Below are 23,665 nucleotides of genomic sequence, written 5' to 3' on the forward strand. Positions count from 1 at the left end.
AACGATGGCTTGCGGTCATCGGAGCAGTCCGGACACCGCATCCGCGCGCAGACGTGTCACCCCGCAGCCCGCGAAGCACCTAAGCCCTGCCGCCAGCGCGGTGCAGCCTTCCCGATCTCGGGGAATCGACGCGGGGCACGGCGACCGCTGGAATACGTGCGGCCCATGCCGTCGCTGTGTAAGGCGAGCCATCCTCCGCCGGCGTGGCCCGGGCCATCGCGCGGCCTGGCTCATCCCCGACGATCCACAACGCAAGCCGGCCTCGGGCGGGACATTGCAAGCCTTCGTTCTTCGACAGCCGCCAGGATCGACGGAGCCGGGCCTCGGCGGCATGTGCTGGCTTTCCGAGACGGAACGAACCCGTTGCGTTCGACGATCGTCCCTCGCGAACGGCCGGTGCCGAGTACGAGCGCCGCCGCCACCGCAGCGCGGATCCCGAACTCCGCAAGGCAGAAGCGAAGCCCACGTACCGGATCACGTGGCGATCCCGTCCGCGGCCACCGGCAGCGGCAGCGGCAGCGACAGCGACAACGACAGCGACAGCGACAGCGACAGCGACAGCGACAGCGACAGCATGTCCGGCTTCACGGGCCTACACAACCGGTGGGCAGGACGACGCGATCGGGACGCAGCAAAAGCACGTACCGGATCCCGTCCGACACCACCGGCAGCGGCAGCGGCAGCGTGCCCAGCCTCATCGGCTTCCGTGAGCCGGTGGCAGAAGCACGATGCGCGACCCGGAACGCGGCATCCGCCCGCGATGTCCGGCTCGATCGCACGAGCCACGACGAGGCAACGGTGCTTCAGGCGGAAGGCTGCACCGCCGCGGCCCGGCCGGCGCCACGCATGGACGTCTTGTCTCCCTGGCCCGTCGCCTTCATCACGGATCCACGCCGCGGCGGTCCTGGCCGGACGCGGATCCGCCCGCCGGTGCCGCACAGGCCCCCGGCGACGCTAGGCCATGCCCACCCGCTGCAGATCTGCGAGAATCGACGGCTTCGGCCCGCGCCTGCCGCGGCCTGTACAACGAGAACTACGCGCATGTCCGAATCCGCCAGCCCGATCCGCCGCGACGTCGGCCCCTTCGCCCTGATGCTCACCGGCCTGGGCTCGATCATCGGTTCGGGCTGGCTGTTCGGCGCATGGCGCGCGGCCGGCCTGGCCGGGCCCGGCGCGATCTGGGCCTGGGTGATCGGCGCGGTGATCATCACCACCATCGCCCTGTCCTACGCCGAGCTGGGCGCGATGTTCCCCGAGTCCGGCGGCATGGTGCGCTACAGCCACTACTCGCACGGCGCGCTGGTCGGGTTCATCGCCGGCTGGGCCAACTGGATCGCCATCGTCTCGGTGATCCCGGTGGAGGCGGAGGCCTCGGTGCAGTACATGGCTTCCTGGCCGTGGCAGTGGGCGCAGGACCTGTACGTGCACGCCCCCGGCGGGGCCGGCGAGCTGTCGGTGCCCGGGCTGCTGATCGCCGCGGTGCTGGTGCTGGTGTATTTCCTGCTCAACTTCTGGAGCGTGAAGCTGTTCGCGCGCTCCAATTCACTGATCACCGTGTTCAAGCTGGTCGTGCCCGCCGCCACCGGCATCGCCCTGATCGCCAGCGGCTTCCACCGCGAGAACTTCAGCGTCGGCCTGCACGGCGATGCGCACGTGCTGGACTACGCGGCGATCCTGACCGCGGTGGCCACCGCCGGCATCGTGTTCAGCTTCAACGGCTTCCAGAGCCCGGTGAACCTGGCCGGCGAGGCGCGCAACCCGGGGCGCAGCATCCCGTTCGCGGTGCTCGGTTCGATCGCGCTGGCCACGGTGGTGTACCTGCTGCTGCAGGTGGCCTACCTGGGCTCGGTGCCGCCGGACCTGCTGGCCAAGGCCGGCTGGCACGGCATCGACTTCCGCTCGCCGTTCGCCGAGCTGGCCATCATCGTCAACCTGCACTGGCTGGCGATCCTGCTGTACGTGGACGCCTTCATCAGCCCGTCCGGCACCGGCATCACCTACACCGCCACCACCGCGCGGATGATCTACGGCATGGAGAAGAACGGCACGCTGCCCAAGGTGCTGGGCAAGGTGCATCCGCGCTGGGGCGTGCCGCGCCCGGCGATGTTCTTCAACCTGGGCGTGTCCTACCTGTTCCTGTTCTTCTTCCGCGGCTGGGGCACGCTGGCGGCGGTGATCTCGGTGGCGACGATCATCTCCTACCTGACCGGCCCGATCAGCGCGATGACGCTGCGCCGCACCGCCCCGGACGTCGACCGCCCGCTGCGCGTGTTCGCGCTGCCGGTGCTGGCCGGCGCGGCATTCGTGCTCGCCACCGAACTGCTGTACTGGGCGCGCTGGCCGTTGACCGGGCAGATCATCGTGCTGATGGTCGTGGCCCTGCCGGTGTACGCCTGGTACCAGGCCAAGCGCGGCTGGGACGGCTTCGGCCACCAGCTGCGCGGGGCGGCCTGGCTGATCGCCTACCTGCCGGCGATGGCCCTGGTGTCCTGGGCCGGCAGCACGACCTTCGGCGGCCGTGGCTACCTGCCCGACGGGGTCGACCTGGCGGTGGTGGCGGTGATCGGCCTGGTCTTCTACCTGTGGGGCGTGCGCTCGGGCTGGCGTACCCCGGCGATCGAGGCGATCAACCGCCAGGCGCACTGACCCCGCCGCGCTTCAGGCGGCGGCGCCCAGCCGGCCGGCATCCAGGTCGGCGCGCAGGCGCGCCAGGGCGGCCTCGGCACCCCCGGCCACGACCACCGCCGGGACCGCCAGCATCAGGTTGAGCGGCAGGCCGAATTCCTCCAGCTCCCAGCCGGCCACGTCCACCGACGGATCGGCCCCGGCCATCTGCGGATGGCGCGCGCGGATGCGCTCGGCCCAGCTGCCGGTCTCGGGCACGTAGCCGTAGACCGGCTTGCCCTTGGCCACCGCGTAGCCGATCTCGAAACAAGTCCCGCTGTCCGGCTCGGCACCGCGGAAGAAATCCAGGTTCGCCAGCACCGCGTCGGCGCGGTCGAGCAGGCCGACGTCGGCGCGGTAGATCCACGCGGCGCGCTCGGCCGCGGTGGCCACCGCCTGTTCGTGGACCTGGGCATCGAGCGGGAACAGGCCTTCGAAACCGTGGCGGGCGCACAGCGCCTTGAGCTGGCGCGCATGGCCGGCGGCGTCCGGCCGGAACACGTCCGGGCCGGCGAGATAGAGGGTGCGGATCATCGGCATCGACTGCGTGGGGAAGGGCCATTGTCCGCCCCGATCCCCGCCGCGGCCAGTGGACGGGCGGACGCATCCGCCGCCGCCGGCTAGACTTCGGCGATGGAAAAGAACGCGCGCGACGACTTCATCGAGGTCTACGAGGAGGTGCTGCCGCCGCCGCTGTGCGCGGCCATCGTCGCGCGCATGCGCGCCAGCGCGCAGCTCGCGCCCGGCTCGGTCGGCGGCGGCGTGTTCCCGGAACTCAAGCGCAGCCGCGACCTGCGCATCTCCGCGCTCGCCGACTGGGCCGACATGGACCGGCAGATCCAGCAGGCCGTGTTCGGCGCGCTGCTGCACTACCTGCGCCGCTATCCGCAGGCGCTGATCTCGCCCTTGATGCTGCAGGTCCCGGGTGCGGACGGCCGGGCGCGGCGCCTGCAGGCCGACGATTTCGCCACGATGGACGAGGCGACCCTGGCCGACCTGGCGCGTACCTGCCTGCGCCCGGGTGCGGCCAACCTGCAGTGGTACGAGGCCGGGCAGGGCGGCTACCCGTACTGGCATTGCGAGCTGTACCCGCGCGATGCCGGCGCGCAGACGCTGCACCGCCACCTGCTGTGGACGCTGTACCTCAACGACGGCTTCGACGAGGGCGAGACGGAATTCCTGTTCCAGCACCGCAAGATCGCCCCGCGCACCGGCAGCCTGCTGATCGCCCCGACCGCCTTCACCCATACCCACCGCGGCAATCGTCCACTGGGCGGCGACAAGTTCATCGCCACCAGCTGGATCCTGTTCCAGAGCGCCGAGCGGCTCTACGGCGCGCGCTGAGCGGTGCCGTAGGTGCATGCGTCTGCGGATGCGCGGCGCAGGAACAGGCGTCCGCGACGAGTGGAGGACTCATCCTTCAACCGGTAAGCCGGCATGACCCGGCGTGCGGTGCCTGCCGCGATCCCGGACACCGGCGTTGCGCCGCTGCCGGCCATCAAGAGCACGCCGGCTGGTGCGGACACGGCATGCCGTCCGGCAGCAAGCGCGGTTCTCTGCCGGGCCTGGCGATGCATGCATCGATAACCAGTAGATTCGCACTCCCAAGTGCCATCGTCCGCTTGCGGCCCCTCTGGCGAGAGGGCGACCCCCGGCATCTTCGTCGGCCAGCAGTCGCGGCCTTTCGCGCTGGCATCGCCGGTCCTGGCGACGCGTGCAGGATGGCCGGAAAATTCGCACCCCAAGTACCACGGCTCACTTACGAACCCTCTGGCGAGAGGGCGACGCCCAGGCATCTTCGTCGGCCAGCAGTCGCGGCCTTTCGCGCTGGCATCTCCGGTCCTGGCGATGCATGCACGATGGCCGGAGAATTCGCACTCCCTGGTATCCAGGCTACTTACGGGCCTTCTGGCGAAAACGGCGATGCCTGGCATCTCCATCAGCCAGCGGCCGCGATCTTTCGCTTTGGCATCGCCGGTCACGGCGACGCATGAGTGGTTGGAGGATTCGCACTCCCAGGCGCCGTGGCTCGCCCACGGGCCATCTGCAGCGACGGAGATTCGGCATCTCCATGGACCAGCACCGCCATGCCCGGTCCGCGTTGGAGCGATGATCGATGTGGTCGCAACACCGATCGCGCGTGGCAGCAACGACCTGCGAACCGGCCAACCTGCCGATGACAGGCCGGGCAGGTAGGGGCCCTCCCTCCAATCGCCGGCGGGATACCGGACCGCCGGCGACCGATTCAAGCCGCGGCCTCGTGACCGACGACCTCGATCTCCCAGCCGCTCCAGCCGTCTCTACCGCGGTTCGTTCCGTGGACATCGGCCACGATCCATCGCGGGATTCCCGGCGCGGGAAGTGCCACCGGCACCGAAACGCATCGACCAGGCAACGCGGCTCGCTCCAGCGACGCAGGGTGCGCTGGCCGCCGCGCCCCCGCCCGCACTCAGAACAGCTCGCCCTGCGGCGACGCCGGCCGCGGCGGCAACGGCGGCGTGAAACGGCTGCAGTCCAGGCCGGCGAAGCGCCCGCCGTCGAAGCCGAACCGGCGCCGGGCCAGCGCGAAGCGGCGCGCGAGCAACTCCGCGTATACGCCCTGGCCACTCATGCGCGTGCCGAACCGGCTGTCGTAGTCCTTGCCGCCGCGCAGCTGGCGGATCGTGCTCATCACGTGCTCGGCGCGGTCGGGTACGTGCGCTTCCAGCCAGTCCCGGAACAGCGGCGCGACCTCGTGCGGCAGGCGCAGCAGCACGTAGCCGGCGGTGCCGGCGCCGGCCTCGCGCGCCGCTTCCAGTATCGCTTCCAGCTCGGCGTCGTTTACCCACGGGATCATCGGTGCGGCCATCACCCCGACCGGGACCCCGGCCTCGGCCAGGCGCTTCATCGCCCGCAGGCGCGCATGCGGGGCGGCGGCGCGCGGCTCCAGCCGCGCCGACAGGTGTGGGTCCAGGGTGGTCACCGAGAACGCCACGCTCACCAGGTTCTGCTCGGCCAGCGGCACCAGCAGGTCCAGGTCGCGCTCGACCAGCGCGTTCTTGGTGATCAGGGTGAAGGGATGACGCGTCTCCAGCAGCACCTCGATCAGGCGCCGGGTCAGCTGCAGCTTGCGCTCGATCGGCTGGTAGGCATCGGTGTTGATGCCCAGCGCGATCGGCGCGGGCACGTAGCCGGGCCTGGCCAGCTCGCGACGCAGCAGTTCCGGCGCGTTGGTCTTGGCGAACAGGCGTGTCTCGAAGTCCAGCCCCGGCGACAGGTTGAGGTAGGCGTGGCTGGGGCGGGCGAAGCAGTACGAGCAGCCGTGCTCGCAGCCGCGGTACGGGTTCACCGAGCGGTCGAAGCCGACGTCCGGCGAGGTGTTGCGGCTGATGATGCTGCGCGCGGTTTCCTCGGTGACCTGGGTACGCAGCCGCGGCGCGGCGAACTCGTCCGCCTCCGCGCCGTCCCAGCCGTCGTCGAAGGCCTCGCTGACGGTCACCTCGAAGCGCCCGGGCAGGTGCCGGAGTGCACCCCGTCCTTTGATCGGTGTAGCCATTGCACGAGGCTAGCGCGGCCGCGTCTCGCCGCCTGCGACGCGGCCTGAAGGGTTCAGCCGCTCCTCCGGGCCTGGCGAAGGCGGCGGACCGATAGAATCCGCCCATGCCCTTCGCCGCCCTCTCCAGCGCCTGGCAGTGGCTCGCCGGCCTGCCGCACCTGTCGGCGTGGCTGACCGCCGCCTACGTCGCCTACCTGGCCTACCTGCTCGTCTGGATCGTGCTGCAGAAGCGCGAGCCGGCGGCGACGCTGAGCTGGATCCTGTCGCTGGCCGCGCTGCCCTACCTCGGGCTGTTCATCTACTGGCTGCTCGGGCCGCAGCGGATCAAGCGCCAGCGCCTGCGCCGCGGCCGCTCGCGGGCGGGTCTGGAGCAATACGGCGCGATGTGCCCGGTGGATGCCGACTGCAGCGAGCTGGCCCTGCTGGCCCAGGCCAGCACCGGCCTGGCCCCGTCCTCGGCCACCCGCGCGGACCTGCTGGTGGACGGCGCGGCGACCTATGCCGCGCTGCTGGAAGCGATCGCCGCGGCCACCGACCACGTGCACCTGGAGTACTACATCTTCGAGCCGGACACGACCGGCACCCGGGTGCGCGACGCCCTGGTCGAGCGCGCGCGCGCCGGCGTCGCGGTGAGGGTGCTGCTCGACGCGGTCGGCTCCTCGCGCGTGCGCCGCGCGTTCCTGGAACCGCTGCGCCAGGCCGGCGGCGAAGTGCTCTGGTTCCATCCCGCACAGGTGCTCAAGCCGTTCCGGCGGCCCTGGGTGAACCTGCGCACCCACCGCAAGATCGCCATCGTCGACGGGCGCATCGCCTTCACCGGCGGCATCAACGTGACCGACACGGAGAACGAGGCGCTGCGCGCCGACGCCTACCGCGACCTGCACCTGCGCGTGGAAGGCCACGTGGTACGCAGCCTGCAGATGGTCTTCGTCGAGGACTGGCTGTATGCCGGCCGCCAGGCCACCTCGTCGCTGGACGTGCACCGGCTATGGCCGCGCGACATGCCTGCGCGGCGCGACGGCGGCATCCATGCCCAGGTGGTGGTCTCCGGGCCGGATTCGGCGCTGGAGGCCATCCACCGCCTGCACGTCGCCGCCATCCACGGCGCACGCGAGCGCGTGTGGCTGGCCACGCCGTACTTCGTGCCCGGCGAGGCCGCGCGCATGGCATTGACCTCGGCGGCGCTGGCCGGCCTGGACGTGCGCCTGCTGGTGCCGCGGGTCAGCGACTCGCGCTTCGTCACCTGGGCGGCGCGCTCGTACTTCGACGAACTGCTGGCCGCCGGCGTGCGCGTGTTCGAGTACGGCCCGCGCATGCTGCACAGCAAGGCCCTGCTGGTGGACGCGGAGCTGTGCCTGTTCGGCAGCGCCAACTTCGACCACCGCAGCTTCCGCCTCAACTTCGAGGTCTCCATGCTGTTCCGCGACCGCGCCATGGCCGCCGCGCTGGAAGCGGTCCTGGCCGGCGACCTGGCCCAGGCGCGCGAGGTCACCGCCCCGCGCGGCGGCAGCCTGTGGCGCCAGCGCCTGCCCGAGGCGATGGCGCGCCTGGCCTCGCCGTTGCTGTAGCGCGCCACGTGGAACGCGGCACCGCGCAGGCGCTACACTCCGCCGGTCTCCGGGGAGGATGCGCGTGATGCACTGGTTGTTCCTGCTGCTGGCCTTCGGCGCCCTCGTGCTGGCGTTTTCCACGCCGCACATGGGCCTGCTGCTGCTGTCGCTGCTGGCTTCGCTGCTGTTCTTCGTGCTGTGGATCCGCGGCTGGTACCTGGCCCGGATGGGGCAAGCCGACAACCGGACCCCGCTCATGGTCACGCCGGCCGAATTGCAGCGCATGCGCGAGCAGGCGCGGGCGCGGCGCGACCAGGACCCGGCCGGGGACCGGCAGGCACACTGACACCCGGCCGCCGCGCCGGTCGGTCTTGCAGAAGCTCCTCCTGCGACGCCTTCGCCGGTGCGGGCAGGCCCTAGCGACCGGGTGGCCGGCAGGCCACCCCGATTACGTCTCGTGCGTCCGCTCTCCACCAGTTGCGTTCCTGACCCCGCAGCCTCGTGACGGATGCGGCACGCGCGTCCCCGACCGGCAGCCGATAGAGGGCGGCCGCGCGCCGACGCCGGGCCGTCATGCGGTGCCGCGGCCAAGTGCCGGCTCAAGCGTGACTCGGGCGTTGACGGAACCGTCGGACGTATCGCCACCCAGCCGCGACGCCGGTCGGCCAGGCGACGGCCGTCCCGGAGCTCGTGCCGACCGATGCCAGCCGGATATCCCCGCCAAACCTGCCGACCTGAGGTGGTTGGAAAGGCCGGGCATTCCGAACGCCGCGGTCACGTCTCGCACGACCGGCCGCCGCCTCCGGCATTTCGCTCGTGTCCAGCGGCCTCATGGCGATGGTGGCCCTCCGTCGGTGTACCGCCGCCCGGCCGCGACGCCGGTCGGCCAGGCGACGGCCGCCGTCCCGGAGCTCGTGCCGGCCGATGCCCCCCCCAGGCATCCCCGCCAAACCTGCCGATCTGAGGTGGTTGGAAGGACCGGGCTTTCCGAACGCCGCGGTCACGTCTCGCACAACCGGCCGCCGCCTCCGGCATTTCGCTCGTGTCCAGCGGCCTCATGGCGATGGTGGCCCGGGTGTCCTCGAGCGGAAGCCCCAAGGACGAACCAGCGTCGACGCCGGCCTATGAGGTGGTGCCGCGCTGACAGCCGCTCCGCAGGTCCCGGCGATCATGACCCGGGCCTCGCTCGAACTGTCGGACACATCGCTGTGCGACCGCTGCTCCCGTTGGCCGAGCGACGGCCACCATTCTGGAGCTCGTTGCCGTTCCATGCCGCGCTAGGCGCTGCCGCCAAATCCGCCGACTGGAGTAGGGAGGTCACGCTTTCCCGGCCGCCACACCTCGTACGACAGGCCGCCGCTTGCAGCGCTTGCATTCCTGCCCGGCGGCCCGATGGCGATCACGGCGCGCGGGTGTCCTCGACCGGAACCCCGGCGAGGACGCCGTCCGCTATCCGACCAACACGACGATGGTCCCCGCTGACCGGCACCGACCGGAACCATTCGCCACTCGCGCCAACCAAGGCAGAGCGCCGTGCCCGACCGCGCCTTCCCCGATGCATGCCACCCGGGCACCGGAATTCGCCGCAAATCATGCCGCGTAGTACGGCTTCATGCTTCCGTCCGCCCTGTCGCAATCCCCGACAACGCCAAGCCTCGGCGGCCGCGCCATGACGCGTCGCCTAGGCCGGATTCCCATCCGTTGGCGAACGGGCCTCGCTAACGGCGAAAAAAAAGGCGCCACCGTCGCCGGTGGCACCTTGCAGTCGCGTCATGACTGGTTTTACGCGGCGGGCATCGCGCCGGGTGCTTGACGCCCCCGCGGTTGTCGCGGTTACGGCTACTGCTGGACGAAGCCGATCTTCTTCATGTCCGCGTTCTTGGCGGCAGCCAGAACCCTGGCCATCACCTCGTACTCGGAATCGGGGTTGGCATCGATCCGCAGCTCGGGCTGGTTGGTCGGATCCTTCTGCACTTCCTCCTCCATGCGCTGCTGCAGCTCGCCCACGGCGACCGGATTGTTGTTCCAGTACACCTGGTTGCTGGCGTCGATGCGCAGCTCGATCGGCGGCGGCGGCTCCGTGGTCTGCGGCGGCGGGTTGAGCACCCGCTGCGGCAGATCGACGGCGATCGGGTAGGTCATGATCGGGGCGGTGACGATGAAGATGATCAGCAGCACCAGCATCACGTCGATCAGCGGCGTGACGTTGATTTCGGCCATCGGCCCCTTGTTGCCACTACTGAAGGCCATGGTTTATTGCCCCTTCTTCTCTTTGGTCGCAACGAACCCGATGTCCAGCATGCCCTGGCCTTGCGCGATCTTGGTGATGTCGTTGATCGTGCTCATCTTGGTGGTCCTGTCGCCACGCAGGTTGAGCGGGGGCTGGGGCGTCTGCTGGGCGGCGGTCGACAGGCGCGATTCCAGGGTTTCCTTGGTGATCGGCTCGTCGTTCCAGTAGAGCGAACCGTCTTCCTTGACCGCGAGCGTGATCGGATTGGAACGCTTCTGTTCGTCTTCCGGTTTCTGCTTGAGGTTGGCCTCGGGCAGCTCGACCTTCACCTTGTGCGACATCAGGGGCGCCGTGATGATGAAGATGATCAGCAGCACCAGCATCACGTCCACGAGGGGGGTGACGTTGATGTCGGCCATCGGGCCGGCGCTGTTACCACTACTGAAAGCCATAACGGGCTCCGTCTAGGTCGTTGCGATGACTGCTTGTACCGGTCCGGCTCAGTGGATGCGCGAGCCGGTGGCGAAGAAGTCGTGCAGGTCGTGCGCGAAGGTGTCGAACTTGGCGATCGTCGCGTTGTTGATCTTGCTGAAGAAGTTGAACGCGAACACCGCCGGGATGGCCACGAACAGGCCGATGGCGGTCATGATCAGCGCCTCGCCCACCGGGCCGGCGACCGCGTCGATCGAGGCCGAGCCGGAAGCACCGATCTTGATCAGGGCGCCGTAGATGCCCCACACGGTACCGAGCAGACCGACGAACGGGGCGGTCGCGCCGACGGTGGCCAGCAGGATCATGCCCGACTGCAGGCGGCCGCTCTCGCGCACCACAGCCTGGCGCAGGGCACGATCGACGAACTCCGAGCGGCTCAGGTTCTCGCCCTTGCCTTCGATCTTCTGGTAGTAGGCCGCGGCCTGGGCGGCGTCCAGCGCGATCTTGGAGAAGGGCTCGGAAACGGGCTCCTCTTCCATCGCCTTGACGGCTTCCTGGGCGTTCGGGGCTTCCCAGAACTTGTTGACGACGCGCTCGGCGGCGCTCTTGAGGCGGGTGGCACGGAAGATGTTGATGATCGTCCAGTACCAGGACGAGGCCGACATGACGATCAGGGTGATCAGCACCACCCAGGACACGGCGAACTCGCCAGGATTGGAGGTCATTTCGCCCAGCAGATGCCCGAAGCCCATCTGCGAGAGGGCGGCCGATGCATTGCTACCCCCGGCAGCAGCGGCGATGAAGATTTCCTGCAGCATGACGCTTACCTTTGTTGTGTGTTGAAGAAGGGTGGTGCGGGAAAAACCTGGATCCGTGGGCCGGCCGCGGCCGGCCCCTGCGGATCAGTTCAGGGCGAAGTTGACCGGGACGCGGACGCGGCCGGCGCTCTTCTTGCCATCAACCATGGCGGCGTTGAACTTCCACCTGCGTGCCGCTTCCATTGCGGCGCGGTCGAGGTCGCGATTGCGGCTGGACTTTTCGACCGAGACATTGGTGACGTTGCCACTGGCATCCACGTCGATGATCAGGATGACCTCGCCCTGGATGCCGGCGCGGAACGCGGACGGCGGGTACTTCGGCGGGTTCATGTTCTTCGAGGAGATGTCCACGCTCGCGCTGACGTCGCTCGGCGGGGCCGGGGGCGAGGGCGGCGAGGGCGGGGTGACGATGTCGTTGGCGCGCGGCTCGGGCACGTCGACGATCGGCGCCTGCGGCGGCGGCGGCACCGGGCTCGGCTTCGGCGGCGCCAGGTTCTTCACCGGCGGCGGAGGGGGCGGCGGCGGCGCATCGACCAGGGTCACGGCGATATTGCGCTCCTTCTCGGCCACGGCCTTGGGCGCGACCGCCGGAATCAGCAGCAACATCAGCACCGTCAGATGCAGTGCGATTACGAAGGCATATCCGAAGATCCGGGCCCAGTTCAGGCCCTTCTTGTCCTCTTCGGGTCGCCGGTGGACAACCAGTTGTTCCGTCATGCGCCGTTGGCTCGTGATAGGGGAGTGGGATCCGACCCGGGGCAGAAATCCTGGTTCAGGCGGCGGATATGTTGCACCGCACTAAAACCAAGCTTATACCAATCCCGGCGGCCTGCACTACACGTAGGCAGGAAATTTTGCGTGAAATCCGGTTACTTCGCGTTGATGATCTTCTTCGCGTCGTCGGGATTCTTCACGCCCTTGGCCAGGGCCTGCTGCGCGGCCTGCTTGGCCTCCGGCTTGCGGCCCTCGTTGAACAGCACCTTGGCCAGGTTGAGGTAGGTCTCGCCGTCCTTGGACAGCGGCGCCGCCTTCTGCCAGTTCTCGATCGCCTGCGGGACCTGGTCGCTGTAGTAATAGGACTGCGCCAGCGCCAGGTAGACCTGGTAGTCCGGCTTGAGGATGCCCTTCTGCAGGCCCTCGTTGATGACCGCGATGACGTCCTTCTCGTGGTTGTCCATGTTGGCGTAGATCGAGTACAGCTGCCGGTACTCGCGCTCGTCGGTCAGCTGGCCGGACGCACGCAGCTTGTCCATGACCGCCGCGGCCTTGTCCATCTGGTCGGCCTGCATGTACATGCTGGCCAGGTTGATCTGGGCCTTCTTGTCGTCCGGGTTCTTGGCGGCGATCGCCTCGGCTTCCTTCACCGCCTCGCCGGTATCGCCGGCCTGCGCATAGCAGGCCATCAGCAGCTGGTTCCAGCTGTCCTTGGGCTCGGACGCATTGGCGATGGCCTGCTTGATGACCGGGATCGCCTCCTGGTAGCGCTCCAGCTGGTACAGGGTCTGGCCCTTGATGATCAGGTCCTCGGGCCGGGTCGACTTGGACTCGGCGAAGAACTTGTCGAGCGTGGCCAGCCCCTCGGCGTTCTGGTCGTCCTGCAGCTGCAGCTGGGCCAGCATCAGCAGCGCCTGGAAGTAGCCGTTGTTGTCCAGGCCGTTGAGCTGGATGGCCTGCTGGAGGTACTGCTTGGCCGCGGCGTTGTCGTCCAGGTTGTAGGCGGCCTGCGCGGCCAGCTGCGCGGCCAGCGACTTGTCGTAGCCGTTGGCGCCGGCGGCGGCCAGGATCTCGTCGGCCTGGCTGCGCACGGCGGCGTAGTCCTCGCCCTTGTTGTAGGTGTCGATCAGCTTCTGCAGCTTGCTCGACATCTTCGAGGACGCCTTCTCCTTGGGCTCCTGGCGCGTGGCGTTGGGGAACAGCACCTCCACCTTCTCCGCCTTGCGGCCACCGCGACGGTCGGAACCATCGGACTGCGCCATCGCATCGGCCACGACCACGCCGCCCAGCAGGGACGCCACGACCAGGGACAGGAGGGCACGCTTGCGATCAGGGAGTTTCATCTTTCACCTCGGAGTGGGCCGCCGCGACTGCGGAAGAACGGCATGTGCCGAATGTAACGGGGGTCAGCAAAACTAGCAGAAATTCTCGTTTGCGGAAAAGCTTTTCAATGTTGTGGCGCAACAGGTCCGCAACGCGGCCGGTGTCCCGCCGCACGGGCCGCGGCGTAGACCGGCTCCAGCGCCGGGGCATCGCGGTCCAGTTCGCGGATGCGGGCCTGGGGATCGGGATGGGTGGACAGCCACTGCGGCGGGCGGGCACCGCCGGCGGCGACCATGTTCCGCCACAGGGCCGTGGCCTGGGCCGGGTCGAAGCCGGCCTGCGCCATCAGGCGCTGGCCGACCACGTCGGCCTCGGCTTCCTGGGTGCGCGAGTTGGGCAGCATCAGCACGCCGGCGGCGCTGCCGCCGAGCTGCCCGGCGACGTCGGCCGCGCCGCTGCCATAGGCCGCGCCGGCGAGGACGGAAAGCAGGCCCACTCCGGCCTGGGCGCCCCGCTGGCGAGTGATGCGCTCGTCGTGGTGGTGCGAGATCACGTGGCCGATCTCGTGGCCGAGCACGGCCGCGAGCTGGTCCTGGTTGCGGGCGACCTTGAAGATGCCGCTGTTGACGCCGACCTTGCCGCCCGGCAGGGCGAAGGCGTTGGGCTCGTCGTCGGCGAACAGCGCCACGTCCCAGGGGGCGGTGCGCCATTGCGGCGGCAGCTGCGCCACCAGGGCATCGACCACGCAGCGCACGTAGGCGTTCTGGCGACCGTCGGTATCCAGCTTCTGCCGGGCCTTGGCCTCGGCGAAGGCCTGGGCGCCGAGCTGGTCCAGCTGCTGCTGCGACACGCCGCCCACGTACTGGCGGCGGCCAGTGGGCGAGGCGATGGTCGTGCAGCCGGCCAGCAACACGACGCCGACCAGGCCGCAGGCGAGTTGGACGAGGATTCCCCAGTGCATGGGCCGAGTCTGGCAAAGACCAGGCTAAAAATTCGTTCAGGACGCGGTGCCGGCGAACTTCAATGCCAGCAGCGCCACCGCGTTGTTGAGGGCGTGGGCGGCGATGCAGGCCCACAGCGTGCCCGTGCGCCAGTACAGCCAGGCGAAGGCCGCGCCCATGCCGCCGTAGATCAGCCACAGCTGGGCGATCGCGGCCGGGCCGTTGCCGCTCAGGCCCGGCACCTCGTGCATCAGGGCGAAGGCCAGCCCGCTGAGCACCATGCCCAGCCACGGCCGGCCGGCATCGAGGAAGCGCCCGAACAGCACGCGCCGGAACATCAGTTCCTCGTAGCACGGTGCCAGTACCACCGCGAACAGGACCAGGAACCACGGCCAGCGGCCGATCGCCTGCTCGACCATGGCCTCGTTGCTCGGCACCGGATGGATGCCCAGGGCCTGGCAGATCCACGCCACGCCGTTGCTGAGCAGCACCACGGCGGCGGCCACGGCCACGACGTAGCCCCAGGTGGCCGGCCGGCGGATCGCCTGCCAGGAAGCGCGGCGCGCGTCGGCATCGGCGGGGCGCCGCGCCAGGTAGAGCACCAGCGCGCTGCTGGCGGTGGCCACCAGCGCCATCAGGATCTGCATCAGCACGCCCGGGGTGCCGATGCGGGCCATCAGCGTCCGGGGGTCGGGCTGCAGTCCGGCCGCACGGGCCTGGTGCGCCAGTTCGAAGCCGCGCCACACCGACCAGCCGAGCTGCATGGCCACGCTGACCAGCACCAGCACGAACACGCCGATCGCCAGGTCCAGGGCGAAACCGGACAGCATCCGGGGCAGGGAAACCGGGCGCGGGACGAAGGACGTGGCGATGACGGCGGACCGGCAGGACGTGGGAAGGCGGCCGGCTGGGCGCCGGCCGTCGCGTGGCTCAGATGTCGAGGTTGGCGACCTTGAGCGCGTTGTCCTCGATGAACTCGCGGCGCGGCTCGACCACATCGCCCATCAGCGTGCTGAACACCTGGTCGGCGGTCATCGCGTCCTCGATGCGCACCTGCAGCAGGCGGCGCGTATCCGGATTGACCGTGGTCTCCCACAGCTGCTCCGGGTTCATCTCGCCCAGGCCCTTGAAGCGCTGGATCTGGCGGCCCTTCTTGGCCTCGTCCATCAGCCAGGCCTGCGCCTGGGCGAAGTCCGACACCGGCTGCGAACGCCCGCCGCGCACGATCTGCGCGCCTTCGCGGATGAGGCCGTGCAGCAGCGTGGCGGTCTCGCGCAGCGGCCGCAGCTCGCCGCTCTCGAACGCCGACAGCGGCACCACCTGCTTGAGCTCCTCGCCCATGTGGCGGCGGGTGGCCACCAGCGCGGCGAGCCGGTGCTCGCTGCCGGGCTGGATCTCCAGCGCGTAGCGCGGGCTGCCGATGCTGCCGGCATTGAGCTTGGCCTCCAGCGCATTGAGCTCCTCGCGCTGGTGGGTGTCGCGGGCCAGGTGTTCCGGGTCGAGCGGGGCGAAATCGATCAGCGCCGACAGCAGCCGCGGATCGTAGCGGTGCGCGTTGCGGGCGATGGCATCGTTGGCCGCGGCCCAGGCGATCAGCAGCTTCTCCAGCGCCAGGCCCTCGATCGGCGGCTCGCCGGCGGCCGGGATCAGCGCCGCGCCCTCGACCGCGCTGTTGGCCAGGTAGGCGTTGAGCGCCGCGTCGTCCTTCAGGTACAGCTCCTGCTTGCCCTGCTTGAGCTTGTACAGCGGCGGCAGGCCGATGTAGACGTAGCCGCGCTCGATCAGCTCCGGCATCTGCCGGTAGAAGAAGGTCAGCAGCAGGGTGCGGATGTGCGAGCCGTCCACGTCCGCGTCGGTCATGATGATGATGCGGTGGTAGCGCAGCTTGTCCGGGTTGTACTCGTCCTTGCCGATGCCGGTGCCCAGCGCGGTGATCAGGGTGCCGACCTCGGCGCTGGCGAGCATGCGGTCGAAACGCGCGCGCTCGACGTTGAGGATCTTGCCGCGCAGCGGCAGCACCGCCTGGTTCTTGCGGTTGCGGCCTTGCTTGGCCGAGCCGCCGGCCGAGTCGCCCTCGACGATGAACAGCTCGGACAGCGCCGGATCCTTCTCCTGGCAGTCGGCGAGCTTGCCGGGCAGGCCGGCGATGTCCAGTGCGCCCTTGCGGCGGGTCAGGTCGCGGGCCTTGCGCGCGGCCTCGCGGGCGCGGGCGGCATCGACGATCTTGCCGGCGATGGCGCGGGCGTCGTTCGGGTTCTCCTGCAGGAACTCCTCCAGCTTGGCGCCGAAGGTGGCCTCCACCGCCGGCTTGACCTCGGAGCTGACCAGCTTTTCCTTGGTCTGGCTGGAGAAGCTCGGATCGGGCACCTTCACCGACAGCACCGCGATCAGGCCCTCGCGCATGTCGTCGCCGGTCAGGCTGATCTTGGCCTGCTTGGCGATGCCGTTCTGCTCGATGTAGTTGGTCAGCACGCGCGTCAACGCGGTACGGAAGCCGGCCAGGTGGGTGCCGCCGTCCTTCTGCGGGATGTTGTTGGTGAAGCAGTACATCGTTTCCTGGTAGGCGTCGGTCCACTGCAGGGCCACGTCCACCACGATGCCGTTCTGCTCGCCGGTCACCGAGATGACGTTGGGATGCAGCGGGTTCTTCGACTGGGCCAGGTGCTCGACGAAGCTGCGGATGCCGCCGACGTAGTGATAGTCGTCGTGGCGGCCCTCGCCGCGCTCGTCGACCAGCGCGATCTTCACCCCGGAATTGAGGAAGGACAGCTCGCGCAGGCGCCGCGCCAGGATCTCGTAGTGGAACTCGACGTCGCTGAAGATCTCCACCGCCGGCTTGAAGCGCAGGGTGGTGCCGCGCTTGTCCGAGGGCTCGAGCTTCTTGATCGGGTACAGCGGCTCGCCCAGCGAATATTCCTGCTGCCAGTGGAAGCCGTCGCGCCAGATATCCAGCCACAGGTGCTCGGACAGCGCGTTGACCACCGACACGCCCACGCCGTGCAGGCCACCGGAGACCTTGTAGCTGTTGTCGTCGAACTTGCCGCCGGCGTGCAGCACGGTGAGGATCACCTGCGCCGCCGAGACGTGCTCTTCCTTGTGGATGTCCACTGGGATGCCACGGCCGTTGTCGGATACCGACACCGAGCCGTCGGCGAGGATCTTCACCGTGATCTCGTCGGCATAGCCGGCCAGGGCCTCGTCGACCGAGTTGTCCACCACCTCGAACACCATGTGGTGCAGGCCCGTGCCGTCGTGCACATCGCCGATGTACATGCCGGGGCGCTTGCGCACGGCCTCCAGGCCCCGCAGCACGGTGATCTTGCTGGAGTCGTAGCCGCCGTTGGAAGCGGAGGAGGAAGAAACGGGATTGGTTTCGTCGGTCATTGCTGCCGCTGTCTCCGTTGCAGGCGCTGCCACCCGGGCCGGCCCGCAGGATGAAGTCACATGGATGGCGATTATAGCAGCCGGGGCGGGGCGTCCGTTCCGGTGGCAGGATCAATCTTCACGATGCAGCCGGCCATGTTCCACGTGGAACATGGTGCGGGGCAGGCCTTCCAGTGTCGGCGGAGGCTCGGTCGCGGTCAGGAACACCTGGGCCGGCGTGCCGGCCAGCCAGTCCAGTACCTGGCGCTGGTGATCGCGATCCAGCTCCGAGGTCATGTCGTCCAACGCGATCACCGGCCAATCACCGCGTTCGGCCGCGTGCTCCTTCGCCTGGGCCAGCAGGGCAGCCAGGGCGGTCAGCTTTGCCTGGCCGCGCGAAAGCGCTTCCCGGCCGAGGCCCGAGGCGTAGACCACCGACCAATCGGCGCGATGCGGCCCGACACTGGTATGCCCCTGCGCCAGGTCCCGCTCGCGGGCCAACAGCAGGGCATCCGCCAGCGGCATCTCGTGGCGGCGCCATCCCGGAGCGAACTCGAGCGTCTGCATGTCCAGCGACGGCGCCAGCTCCCGCGCCAACGGCACCATGCGCTGCTGCAGCCGCTCCAGGTAGGCCGCCCGCTGCGAGGTCAGCGGCTCGCCGGCCTCGGCCAGTTCGCGGTCCCAGGGTTCCAACGCCGCCGCCGCGGCTCGTCCGGACTTGAGCAGGGCGTTGCGCTGCTTCAGGGCCCGCGCATAGCGACGTGACAACGCCAGGAAGGCAGGTTCCACGTGGAACAAGCCCCAGTCGACGAACTTGCGCCGCCATTCGGCGCTGCCGCTGACCAAGGCATGGCTGCCGGGCTCGAACGTGACCACGGCCAGTGCCGCGCACAATGTGCCGAGCTGGTCCACGTCCTCCCCATCCAGCCGACCGGTCCAGGCCTGGCCGCTGTGCTGCAGGCCCGCACGCCGCGTCCGCAGGCTGCCGTCCAGGCCGGCCTGCTCCCATTCCACGAACACGTCCAAGGCCATCGCCCCTTGCCGCAGCAGGCCATCGCGTACCCGGCCACGGAAGCTACGGCCGTAGGCCATCAGGTGCAGGGCTTCCAGGACCGTGGTCTTGCCGGCGCCATTCCCGCCGACCAGGAGGTTGATGCCGGGTTCCGGCGCCAGGGAGGCTTCCTGGAAACGGCGCAGCTGATGGAAAAGAAGGCGTTGGACCCGCATGGGCAAGACATCCGACCCGGCCCGATGCGGACGGGAATGAACAGGGCTGGCGGTCAGGATACGGCAAGTCGGGATGCGCAGTGGCGGCCATGCACACCTGGACCACGAAGGCGGGACGCATCTCGGCACCCGCCAAGGACAAGAACGGGGGCATCCCGTGGACCAAGGGAGGACAAGCTGTGGACAACCACAGCGTGGCCAGGAACCCGATTTTGTCCCACAAGTTATCCACCGACCATACGGACTTCGTCCAGTGCCTTTGGAGGTGAGATAAATCAATGGTAATCAGCAAGTTGAACCACTTCTCAACCGAAAACGATGCCCTCCATCATCACCATGCTTTTGATTTATCCCCATAGAAAAGCATAAGGCGGTAGTCCGCGAGGCCGGCAAGAAGCCCTCCGGAATTGAGTCCCTGACATACGAATCGGAGCATTCGCGTGCTCAGCGCCATGGCCTCGGCGAGCAACTGGAGCTGCACTGCCGGGAAAAGGGAGGCGGACCCTGATGGCGCTGCACGTAAGACGTAGTGGGGATCCCTGGTTCCGCGCGGCACGACTTTCGCCGTCCGGCTGGAGAAGACGATGGCCGGTTTCCGCCAGACGGGCGTCAACATGGCCTGCCGCGGATTTCCCTGCAGAACGACCCCGACTGCGCAAATCCGTTGGTCGGATAAGGGCGGGGACTTCCTCGATCTCCACGACACCGCCTGCCGGCGATCCATCACCAGGCGTGCCGCGCTCGGGAAGCGACGCTGCTGTCGAAACGCAGGTGCGATGGGGGGCCTGGCTGGGCAGCGGGCCGATGCACCCAGGTCTTTCTCCAGGAGCAGAGATTGATCCCAGGTATGTGTGCCGGCCGCAGCCGTGCCTGAGGCGATAAGTCAGGTCGTTGGAGGCGCCGTCGCAGCTCTGGTAGTCGAATCGCGGCAGTCTGCCGCCGCATCCATCGCGTACCCACCAAGCGGGCCGTTGGCAAGGAAGGGCACCACGACGAAGGCCTTGTGCTGCGTCATCCGTCGGTCCCCGTATTCCGTCCAGCCAAGGCTTGCGGCCGGCTCCGGGTCCGGATGCGCGATGTGGCATGGGGCGCCGCGGCCAGCCGGTCGATTGCTCGGCAACGGTCAGGAGCGCCGTGCCGGCGCCCCTATGACGCGAGCTTGAGGCTGGGCCCGCGATGCCCGGATTCGCGCCGCGCCTGCGACTTCCCGCTGCGAACAAGGCCAAAAGAAGAAAAGCCCGGATCGATCGATCCGGGCTTTTCAGGTTCCACGTGGAACATCGCACCGCGTCAGAGGCGCAGCGGCATCACCACATGACGCGAGCGCTCGCTGCTTGCTTCGCGCACCAGTGCCGAGGAATTGGCATCGCGCAGCAGGATCACCACGAACTCGTCGCGCAATGCCGACAGCGCATCGAGCAGGTAGTTCACGTTGAAGCCGATGGCCAAGTCGGAAACCTTGGTCTCCGCCTCGACTTCTTCCTGCGCTTCTTCCTGCTCGGGATTGTGGGCGCTGATCTTCAGCTGTCCCGGCGAGACTTCCACGCGCACGCCGCGGTACTTCTCGTTGGACAGGATCGCCGCACGCTGCAGGGCGGCGCGCAGCACCTCGCGATCGATCTTGACCTCGCGATCGGCGCCGATCGGGATCACCGCCTCGTAGTCCGGGAAGCGACCATCGATGAGCTTGGAAGTGAAGGTCACATCGTCGCGCTTGACGCGCACGTGGCTGCGGCCGATCTCCAGCTCGAGCTCGCGGTCGCCGCCCTCCAGCAGGCGCTGCAGTTCGGTGACGCCCTTGCGCGGCACGATGATCTGGCGCTTGGCATTGGCGTCGCCTTCCAGCGGTGTCTCGCACAGCGCCAGGCGGTGGCCGTCGGTGGCCACGCAGCGCAGGGTGGTGCCACGCAGGTCGAACAGCAAGCCGTTGAGGTAGTAGCGCACGTCCTGCTGGGCCATGGCGAAGGCGGTGCGCTCGATCAGCTCCTTCAGCGCGGCCTCGGGCACCGTCACGCGTTCGGTGGCTTCGACCTCGTCCACCGACGGGAAGTCGTTGGCCGGCAGCGTGGCCAGGGTGAAGCGGCTGCGTCCGGCCTGCAGCGTCACCTTGTCGCCGGTCTGGCTGACGGTCACCTTGCTGCCGTCGGGCAGGGCACGCACGATCTCGAACAGCTTGCGCGCCGGGATCGTGGTCTCGCCGTCCTCGGCATCCTCGACCGTACTGCGCGCCACCATTTCCACTTCCAGGTCGGTGCCGGTCAGGGACAGCTGGCCGTCCTGCACCTGCACCAGGAAGTTGGCGAGCACCGGCAGGGTCTGGCGGCGTTCGACCACGTTGACGACCTGCGCCAGGGGTTTGAGTAAGGCTTCGCGCTGCAGTGAGAATCGCATGTGATCCGTGCCCCTATGCTTTGAAGATGTGGAATAAATCAAAAGCTTGGTGGTGCTGGTGTCCGGCCAGTTCGGTTGAAAACCGCATCAACATCCTGATTTACAAGAAGTTTTGTGGTCTAGCAAACCTGCGCATGACCGCCAGGACAGCTGCGGGAGAAGTTGTGGACAATTTCCGCCGATGCCGCCGTCGCCGATTTGTCCACAGATTCTCCCCGATTTTTCCGCGAGTGATCCAACGTTTTTTCCCGAGCCGGACCGGCGCCGGGCGGTGCGTCACTCGCTGAGCTTGCGGATCAGCTTGTCCCAGTCCTCGCGCAGCTTGCCGTCGGTCTCCATCAGGTTCTTGATCTGGCGGCAGGCGTGCAGCACGGTGGTGTGGTCGCGGCCGGCGAAGGCGTCGCCGATCTCCGGCAGGCTGTGCTCGGTCAATTCCTTGGTCAGGGCCATGGCGACCTGGCGCGGGCGCGCCAGCGAGCGGGTGCGGCGCTTGGACAGCAGGTCCTTGACCTGCAGGCCGTAGTAGTCGGCCACGGTCTTCTGGATGTTGGTGATGCTGATCGCCTGCTGCTGGGCACGCAGCAGGTCGCGCAGGGTTTCCTGGGCGAACTCCACGGTGATCGCCCGGCCGGTGAAGTTGGCGCGCGCCACCAGGGTGTTGAGCGCGCCTTCCAGGTCGCGCACGTTGGAGCGCATCTTCTTGGCGATCAGGAACGCCACGTCGTCCGGGATCTCGGCGCCGCGCTCGCGCGCCTTGGCCAGCACGATCGCCGCGCGCGTCTCGAAATCGGGCGGATCGATCGCCACCGACAGGCCCCAGGCCAGGCGCGACTTCAGCCGCGGCTCCAGGCCCTCGACCTCGCGCGGGTAGCGGTCGCAGGTGAGGATGATCTGCTGCTTGCCGTCGAACAGCGCGTTGAAGGTGTGGAAGAACTCCTCCTGGGTGCGGTCCTTGCCGGCGAAGAACTGGATGTCGTCGATCAGCAGTGCGTCCACCTGCTGGAACTGGCGCTTGAACTGGTCCATCGCCTTGTCCTGCAGCGCCCGCATCATCGCGCTGAAGAACTGTTCCGAGCGCAGGTACATCACCCGCGCGGCCGGATTGGCCTGGCGCATGGCGTTGCCGGCGGCCAGCATCAGGTGGGTCTTGCCCAGGCCGGTGCTGCCGTACAGCAGCAGCGGGTTGTGGGCGCGGTCGCCCGGCTTCTGCGAGGCCTGGAAGGCGGCGGCGCGAGCCAGCTGGTTGCTGCGGCCTTCCACGAAGTTGTCGAAGGTGTAGTGGGTATCGAGGTGGCCGACGAACGGCGAAGCCGGCGGCGGCGGCGCGACCGGGCCGGGCGCGGCCACCGGTGCCAGCGCCTCGACCGCGCGCGGGCGCGAGCCGATCTCCAGGGCGACCTCGGCGCTGCCGGCGAAGTAGCCGAGCAGCTCGCGGATGCGCGGCAGGAAGCGCTCGCGCACCTGGTCGACGATGAACGCGTTCGGCGCGTACAGCACCGTGTCGCCGTCGCGCGTCTCCGCTTGCAGGGGTTTCAACCAGGTATGCACGTCCTCGGCCGGGAATTCGGCTTCGAGGCGCTCGAGGCAACGGTGCCAGGCGTCCATCAAGTTCGTTTCTTCAAGCAGGCTGCCACGCAGCGCCAGCCGGAGTCCGGGCCGGGCCACGCGGTCATCAAGGCGGTGGGCCAGACTATCATCCGGGGCGCGGCGACGGAACGTTTTCCCCAAGCTTGTTCACAGGTGATCCACAGGCCGCCCCGTGCCGCGGCGAAGCGCCGGCTTGACCACCGGCCGATCCGTACCCTAGAATTTCCGATTCTTTCCGTCTCCATTCCCAGAGGCCCCCATGGCCACCAAGCGCACCTTCCAGCCCAGCAACCTCAAGCGCAAGCGCGACCACGGCTTCCGTGCCCGCATGAAGACCGCCGACGGCCGCAAGGTCCTCGCTCGCCGTCGTGCCAAGGGCCGCAAGCGCCTGAGCGCTTGATTGCCGCGCCGCTGGTTCCGGCGGCCGAGACAATCGCGATCGTGACGACCCTCGACCCGCGCAAGCGATTCCCTCGCTCTGCGCGGGTTCGCACGCGTGCGCAATACGGCGCCGTCTTCGACGCCGCCCGCCGCTGTTCGGACCCGCTGTTCACCCTGCACTGGCGCCGGGGCCAGGCGCCGGCGCGCGTCGGCATGGCCGTCTCGCGCAAGGTCGATACCCGCGCGGTGGTGCGCAATCGCATCAAGCGCGTGATCCGCGAGACCTTCCGCCCGCTGCTGCCGGCCTTGCCCGGCGGCGACTACGTGCTGGTGGCCCGCTCGGCCGCCGCCGCCGCCTCGAACGAACGCCTGCGCCAGGCCCTGCTGGGCCTGCTGCGCCGTGCCGGCGCGTTGCCGCCCCTCGATGGCGGCGTCACAATGCCCGCGCCCGCTCGCGGCGATTCCCCCTCCCTGTCCATGCCGGATCCTCCCGCCGGCTGAGCCGAGTT

The 23,665-nt window shown here is 68.8% G+C and carries 19 protein-coding genes; 6 read left to right on the forward strand and 13 right to left on the reverse strand.

Features of this window, described 5'->3' with window-relative positions; translation table 11 throughout:
- The first annotated feature begins 1,041 nt into the window (after window positions 1–1,041).
- Window positions 1,042–2,646: an APC family permease gene (locus tag BN3794_RS15330; protein ID WP_066098692.1), complete on the forward strand. Its 1,605-nt coding sequence runs from the start codon at window positions 1,042–1,044 to the stop codon at window positions 2,644–2,646.
- A 12-nt stretch (window positions 2,647–2,658) separates the two neighbouring features.
- Here BN3794_RS15330 and BN3794_RS15335 read toward each other — a convergent pair whose 3' ends face one another.
- Window positions 2,659–3,198, reverse strand: a complete 540-nt coding sequence (locus BN3794_RS15335; protein ID WP_066098988.1) for a nucleoside 2-deoxyribosyltransferase — start codon at window positions 3,196–3,198, stop codon at window positions 2,659–2,661.
- 99 nt (window positions 3,199–3,297) lie between these two features.
- Here BN3794_RS15335 and BN3794_RS15340 point away from each other — a divergent pair, with 99 nt between their 5' ends.
- On the forward strand, window positions 3,298–4,008 hold the full coding sequence (locus BN3794_RS15340) for a 2OG-Fe(II) oxygenase (RefSeq protein ID WP_066098694.1): 711 nt from the start codon (window positions 3,298–3,300) through the stop codon (window positions 4,006–4,008).
- A gap of 1,105 nt (window positions 4,009–5,113) precedes the next feature.
- Here BN3794_RS15340 and BN3794_RS15345 read toward each other — a convergent pair.
- A complete protein-coding gene (locus BN3794_RS15345; RefSeq protein ID WP_066098696.1) occupies window positions 5,114–6,199 on the reverse strand; it encodes a PA0069 family radical SAM protein in 1,086 nt (361 codons plus the stop codon).
- 104 nt (window positions 6,200–6,303) lie between these two features.
- On the opposite strand from BN3794_RS15345, the gene cls reads away from it, so the two are divergent.
- Complete coding sequence (cls, locus tag BN3794_RS15350) at window positions 6,304–7,767, forward strand: cardiolipin synthase (protein ID WP_066098698.1); 1,464 nt, start codon at window positions 6,304–6,306, stop codon at window positions 7,765–7,767.
- Window positions 7,768–7,834: 67 nt separating this feature from the next.
- A complete protein-coding gene (locus BN3794_RS15355; protein ID WP_066098700.1) occupies window positions 7,835–8,095 on the forward strand; it encodes a hypothetical protein in 261 nt (86 codons plus the stop codon).
- Between the two features lie 1,493 nt (window positions 8,096–9,588).
- Here the strand turns inward: BN3794_RS15355 and BN3794_RS15360 are convergent.
- From BN3794_RS15360 to dnaA, 11 genes are all read right to left on the reverse strand, one after another.
- Entirely contained in the window at window positions 9,589–9,999 is a 411-nt protein-coding gene (locus BN3794_RS15360; protein ID WP_066098702.1) for an ExbD/TolR family protein, read from the reverse strand.
- 3 nt (window positions 10,000–10,002) lie between these two features.
- Window positions 10,003–10,431, reverse strand: a complete 429-nt coding sequence (locus tag BN3794_RS15365) for an ExbD/TolR family protein (protein ID WP_066098704.1) — start codon at window positions 10,429–10,431, stop codon at window positions 10,003–10,005.
- A 48-nt stretch (window positions 10,432–10,479) separates the two neighbouring features.
- Window positions 10,480–11,229, reverse strand: a complete 750-nt coding sequence (gene exbB / locus BN3794_RS15370) for a TonB-system energizer ExbB (RefSeq protein ID WP_066098705.1) — start codon at window positions 11,227–11,229, stop codon at window positions 10,480–10,482.
- Window positions 11,230–11,313: 84 nt separating this feature from the next.
- Window positions 11,314–11,946 (reverse strand): energy transducer TonB, encoded by a 633-nt coding sequence (locus BN3794_RS15375; protein ID WP_066098707.1) that lies wholly within the window; start codon window positions 11,944–11,946, stop codon window positions 11,314–11,316.
- Between the two features lie 152 nt (window positions 11,947–12,098).
- Window positions 12,099–13,286 carry a tetratricopeptide repeat protein gene (locus BN3794_RS15380; RefSeq protein WP_066098709.1) on the reverse strand — a complete coding sequence of 396 codons (1,188 nt, stop codon included), beginning with the start codon at window positions 13,284–13,286 and terminating at the stop codon, window positions 12,099–12,101.
- A 104-nt stretch (window positions 13,287–13,390) separates the two neighbouring features.
- Complete coding sequence (locus BN3794_RS15385; RefSeq protein WP_066098710.1) at window positions 13,391–14,227, reverse strand: M48 family metallopeptidase; 837 nt, start codon at window positions 14,225–14,227, stop codon at window positions 13,391–13,393.
- A 36-nt stretch (window positions 14,228–14,263) separates the two neighbouring features.
- Window positions 14,264–15,037 carry a CPBP family intramembrane glutamic endopeptidase gene (locus tag BN3794_RS15390; RefSeq protein WP_078059808.1) on the reverse strand — a complete coding sequence of 258 codons (774 nt, stop codon included), beginning with the start codon at window positions 15,035–15,037 and terminating at the stop codon, window positions 14,264–14,266.
- Window positions 15,038–15,137: 100 nt separating this feature from the next.
- Complete coding sequence (gene gyrB / locus BN3794_RS15395; RefSeq protein WP_066098712.1) at window positions 15,138–17,591, reverse strand: DNA topoisomerase (ATP-hydrolyzing) subunit B; 2,454 nt, start codon at window positions 17,589–17,591, stop codon at window positions 15,138–15,140.
- A gap of 111 nt (window positions 17,592–17,702) precedes the next feature.
- Entirely contained in the window at window positions 17,703–18,797 is a 1,095-nt protein-coding gene (recF, locus tag BN3794_RS15400) for a DNA replication/repair protein RecF (RefSeq protein WP_066098714.1), read from the reverse strand.
- A gap of 1,290 nt (window positions 18,798–20,087) precedes the next feature.
- Window positions 20,088–21,188 carry a DNA polymerase III subunit beta gene (gene dnaN / locus BN3794_RS15405; protein WP_066098716.1) on the reverse strand — a complete coding sequence of 367 codons (1,101 nt, stop codon included), beginning with the start codon at window positions 21,186–21,188 and terminating at the stop codon, window positions 20,088–20,090.
- A gap of 276 nt (window positions 21,189–21,464) precedes the next feature.
- The gene (gene dnaA / locus BN3794_RS15410; protein ID WP_066098718.1) at window positions 21,465–22,793 is read right to left on the reverse strand and encodes a chromosomal replication initiator protein DnaA; all 1,329 of its coding nucleotides are present in this window, start codon (window positions 22,791–22,793) and stop codon (window positions 21,465–21,467) included.
- Between the two features lie 241 nt (window positions 22,794–23,034).
- On the opposite strand from dnaA, the gene rpmH reads away from it, so the two are divergent.
- Window positions 23,035–23,175, forward strand: a complete 141-nt coding sequence (gene rpmH, locus BN3794_RS15415; RefSeq protein ID WP_019397383.1) for a 50S ribosomal protein L34 — start codon at window positions 23,035–23,037, stop codon at window positions 23,173–23,175.
- 41 nt (window positions 23,176–23,216) lie between these two features.
- Complete coding sequence (rnpA, locus tag BN3794_RS15420; protein ID WP_147675830.1) at window positions 23,217–23,657, forward strand: ribonuclease P protein component; 441 nt, start codon at window positions 23,217–23,219, stop codon at window positions 23,655–23,657.
- The last annotated feature ends 8 nt before the right edge of the window (window positions 23,658–23,665 follow it).

The sequence above is a fragment of the Xanthomonas massiliensis genome (assembly GCF_900018785.1).
Lineage (GTDB): Bacteria > Pseudomonadota > Gammaproteobacteria > Xanthomonadales > Xanthomonadaceae > Xanthomonas_B > Xanthomonas_B massiliensis.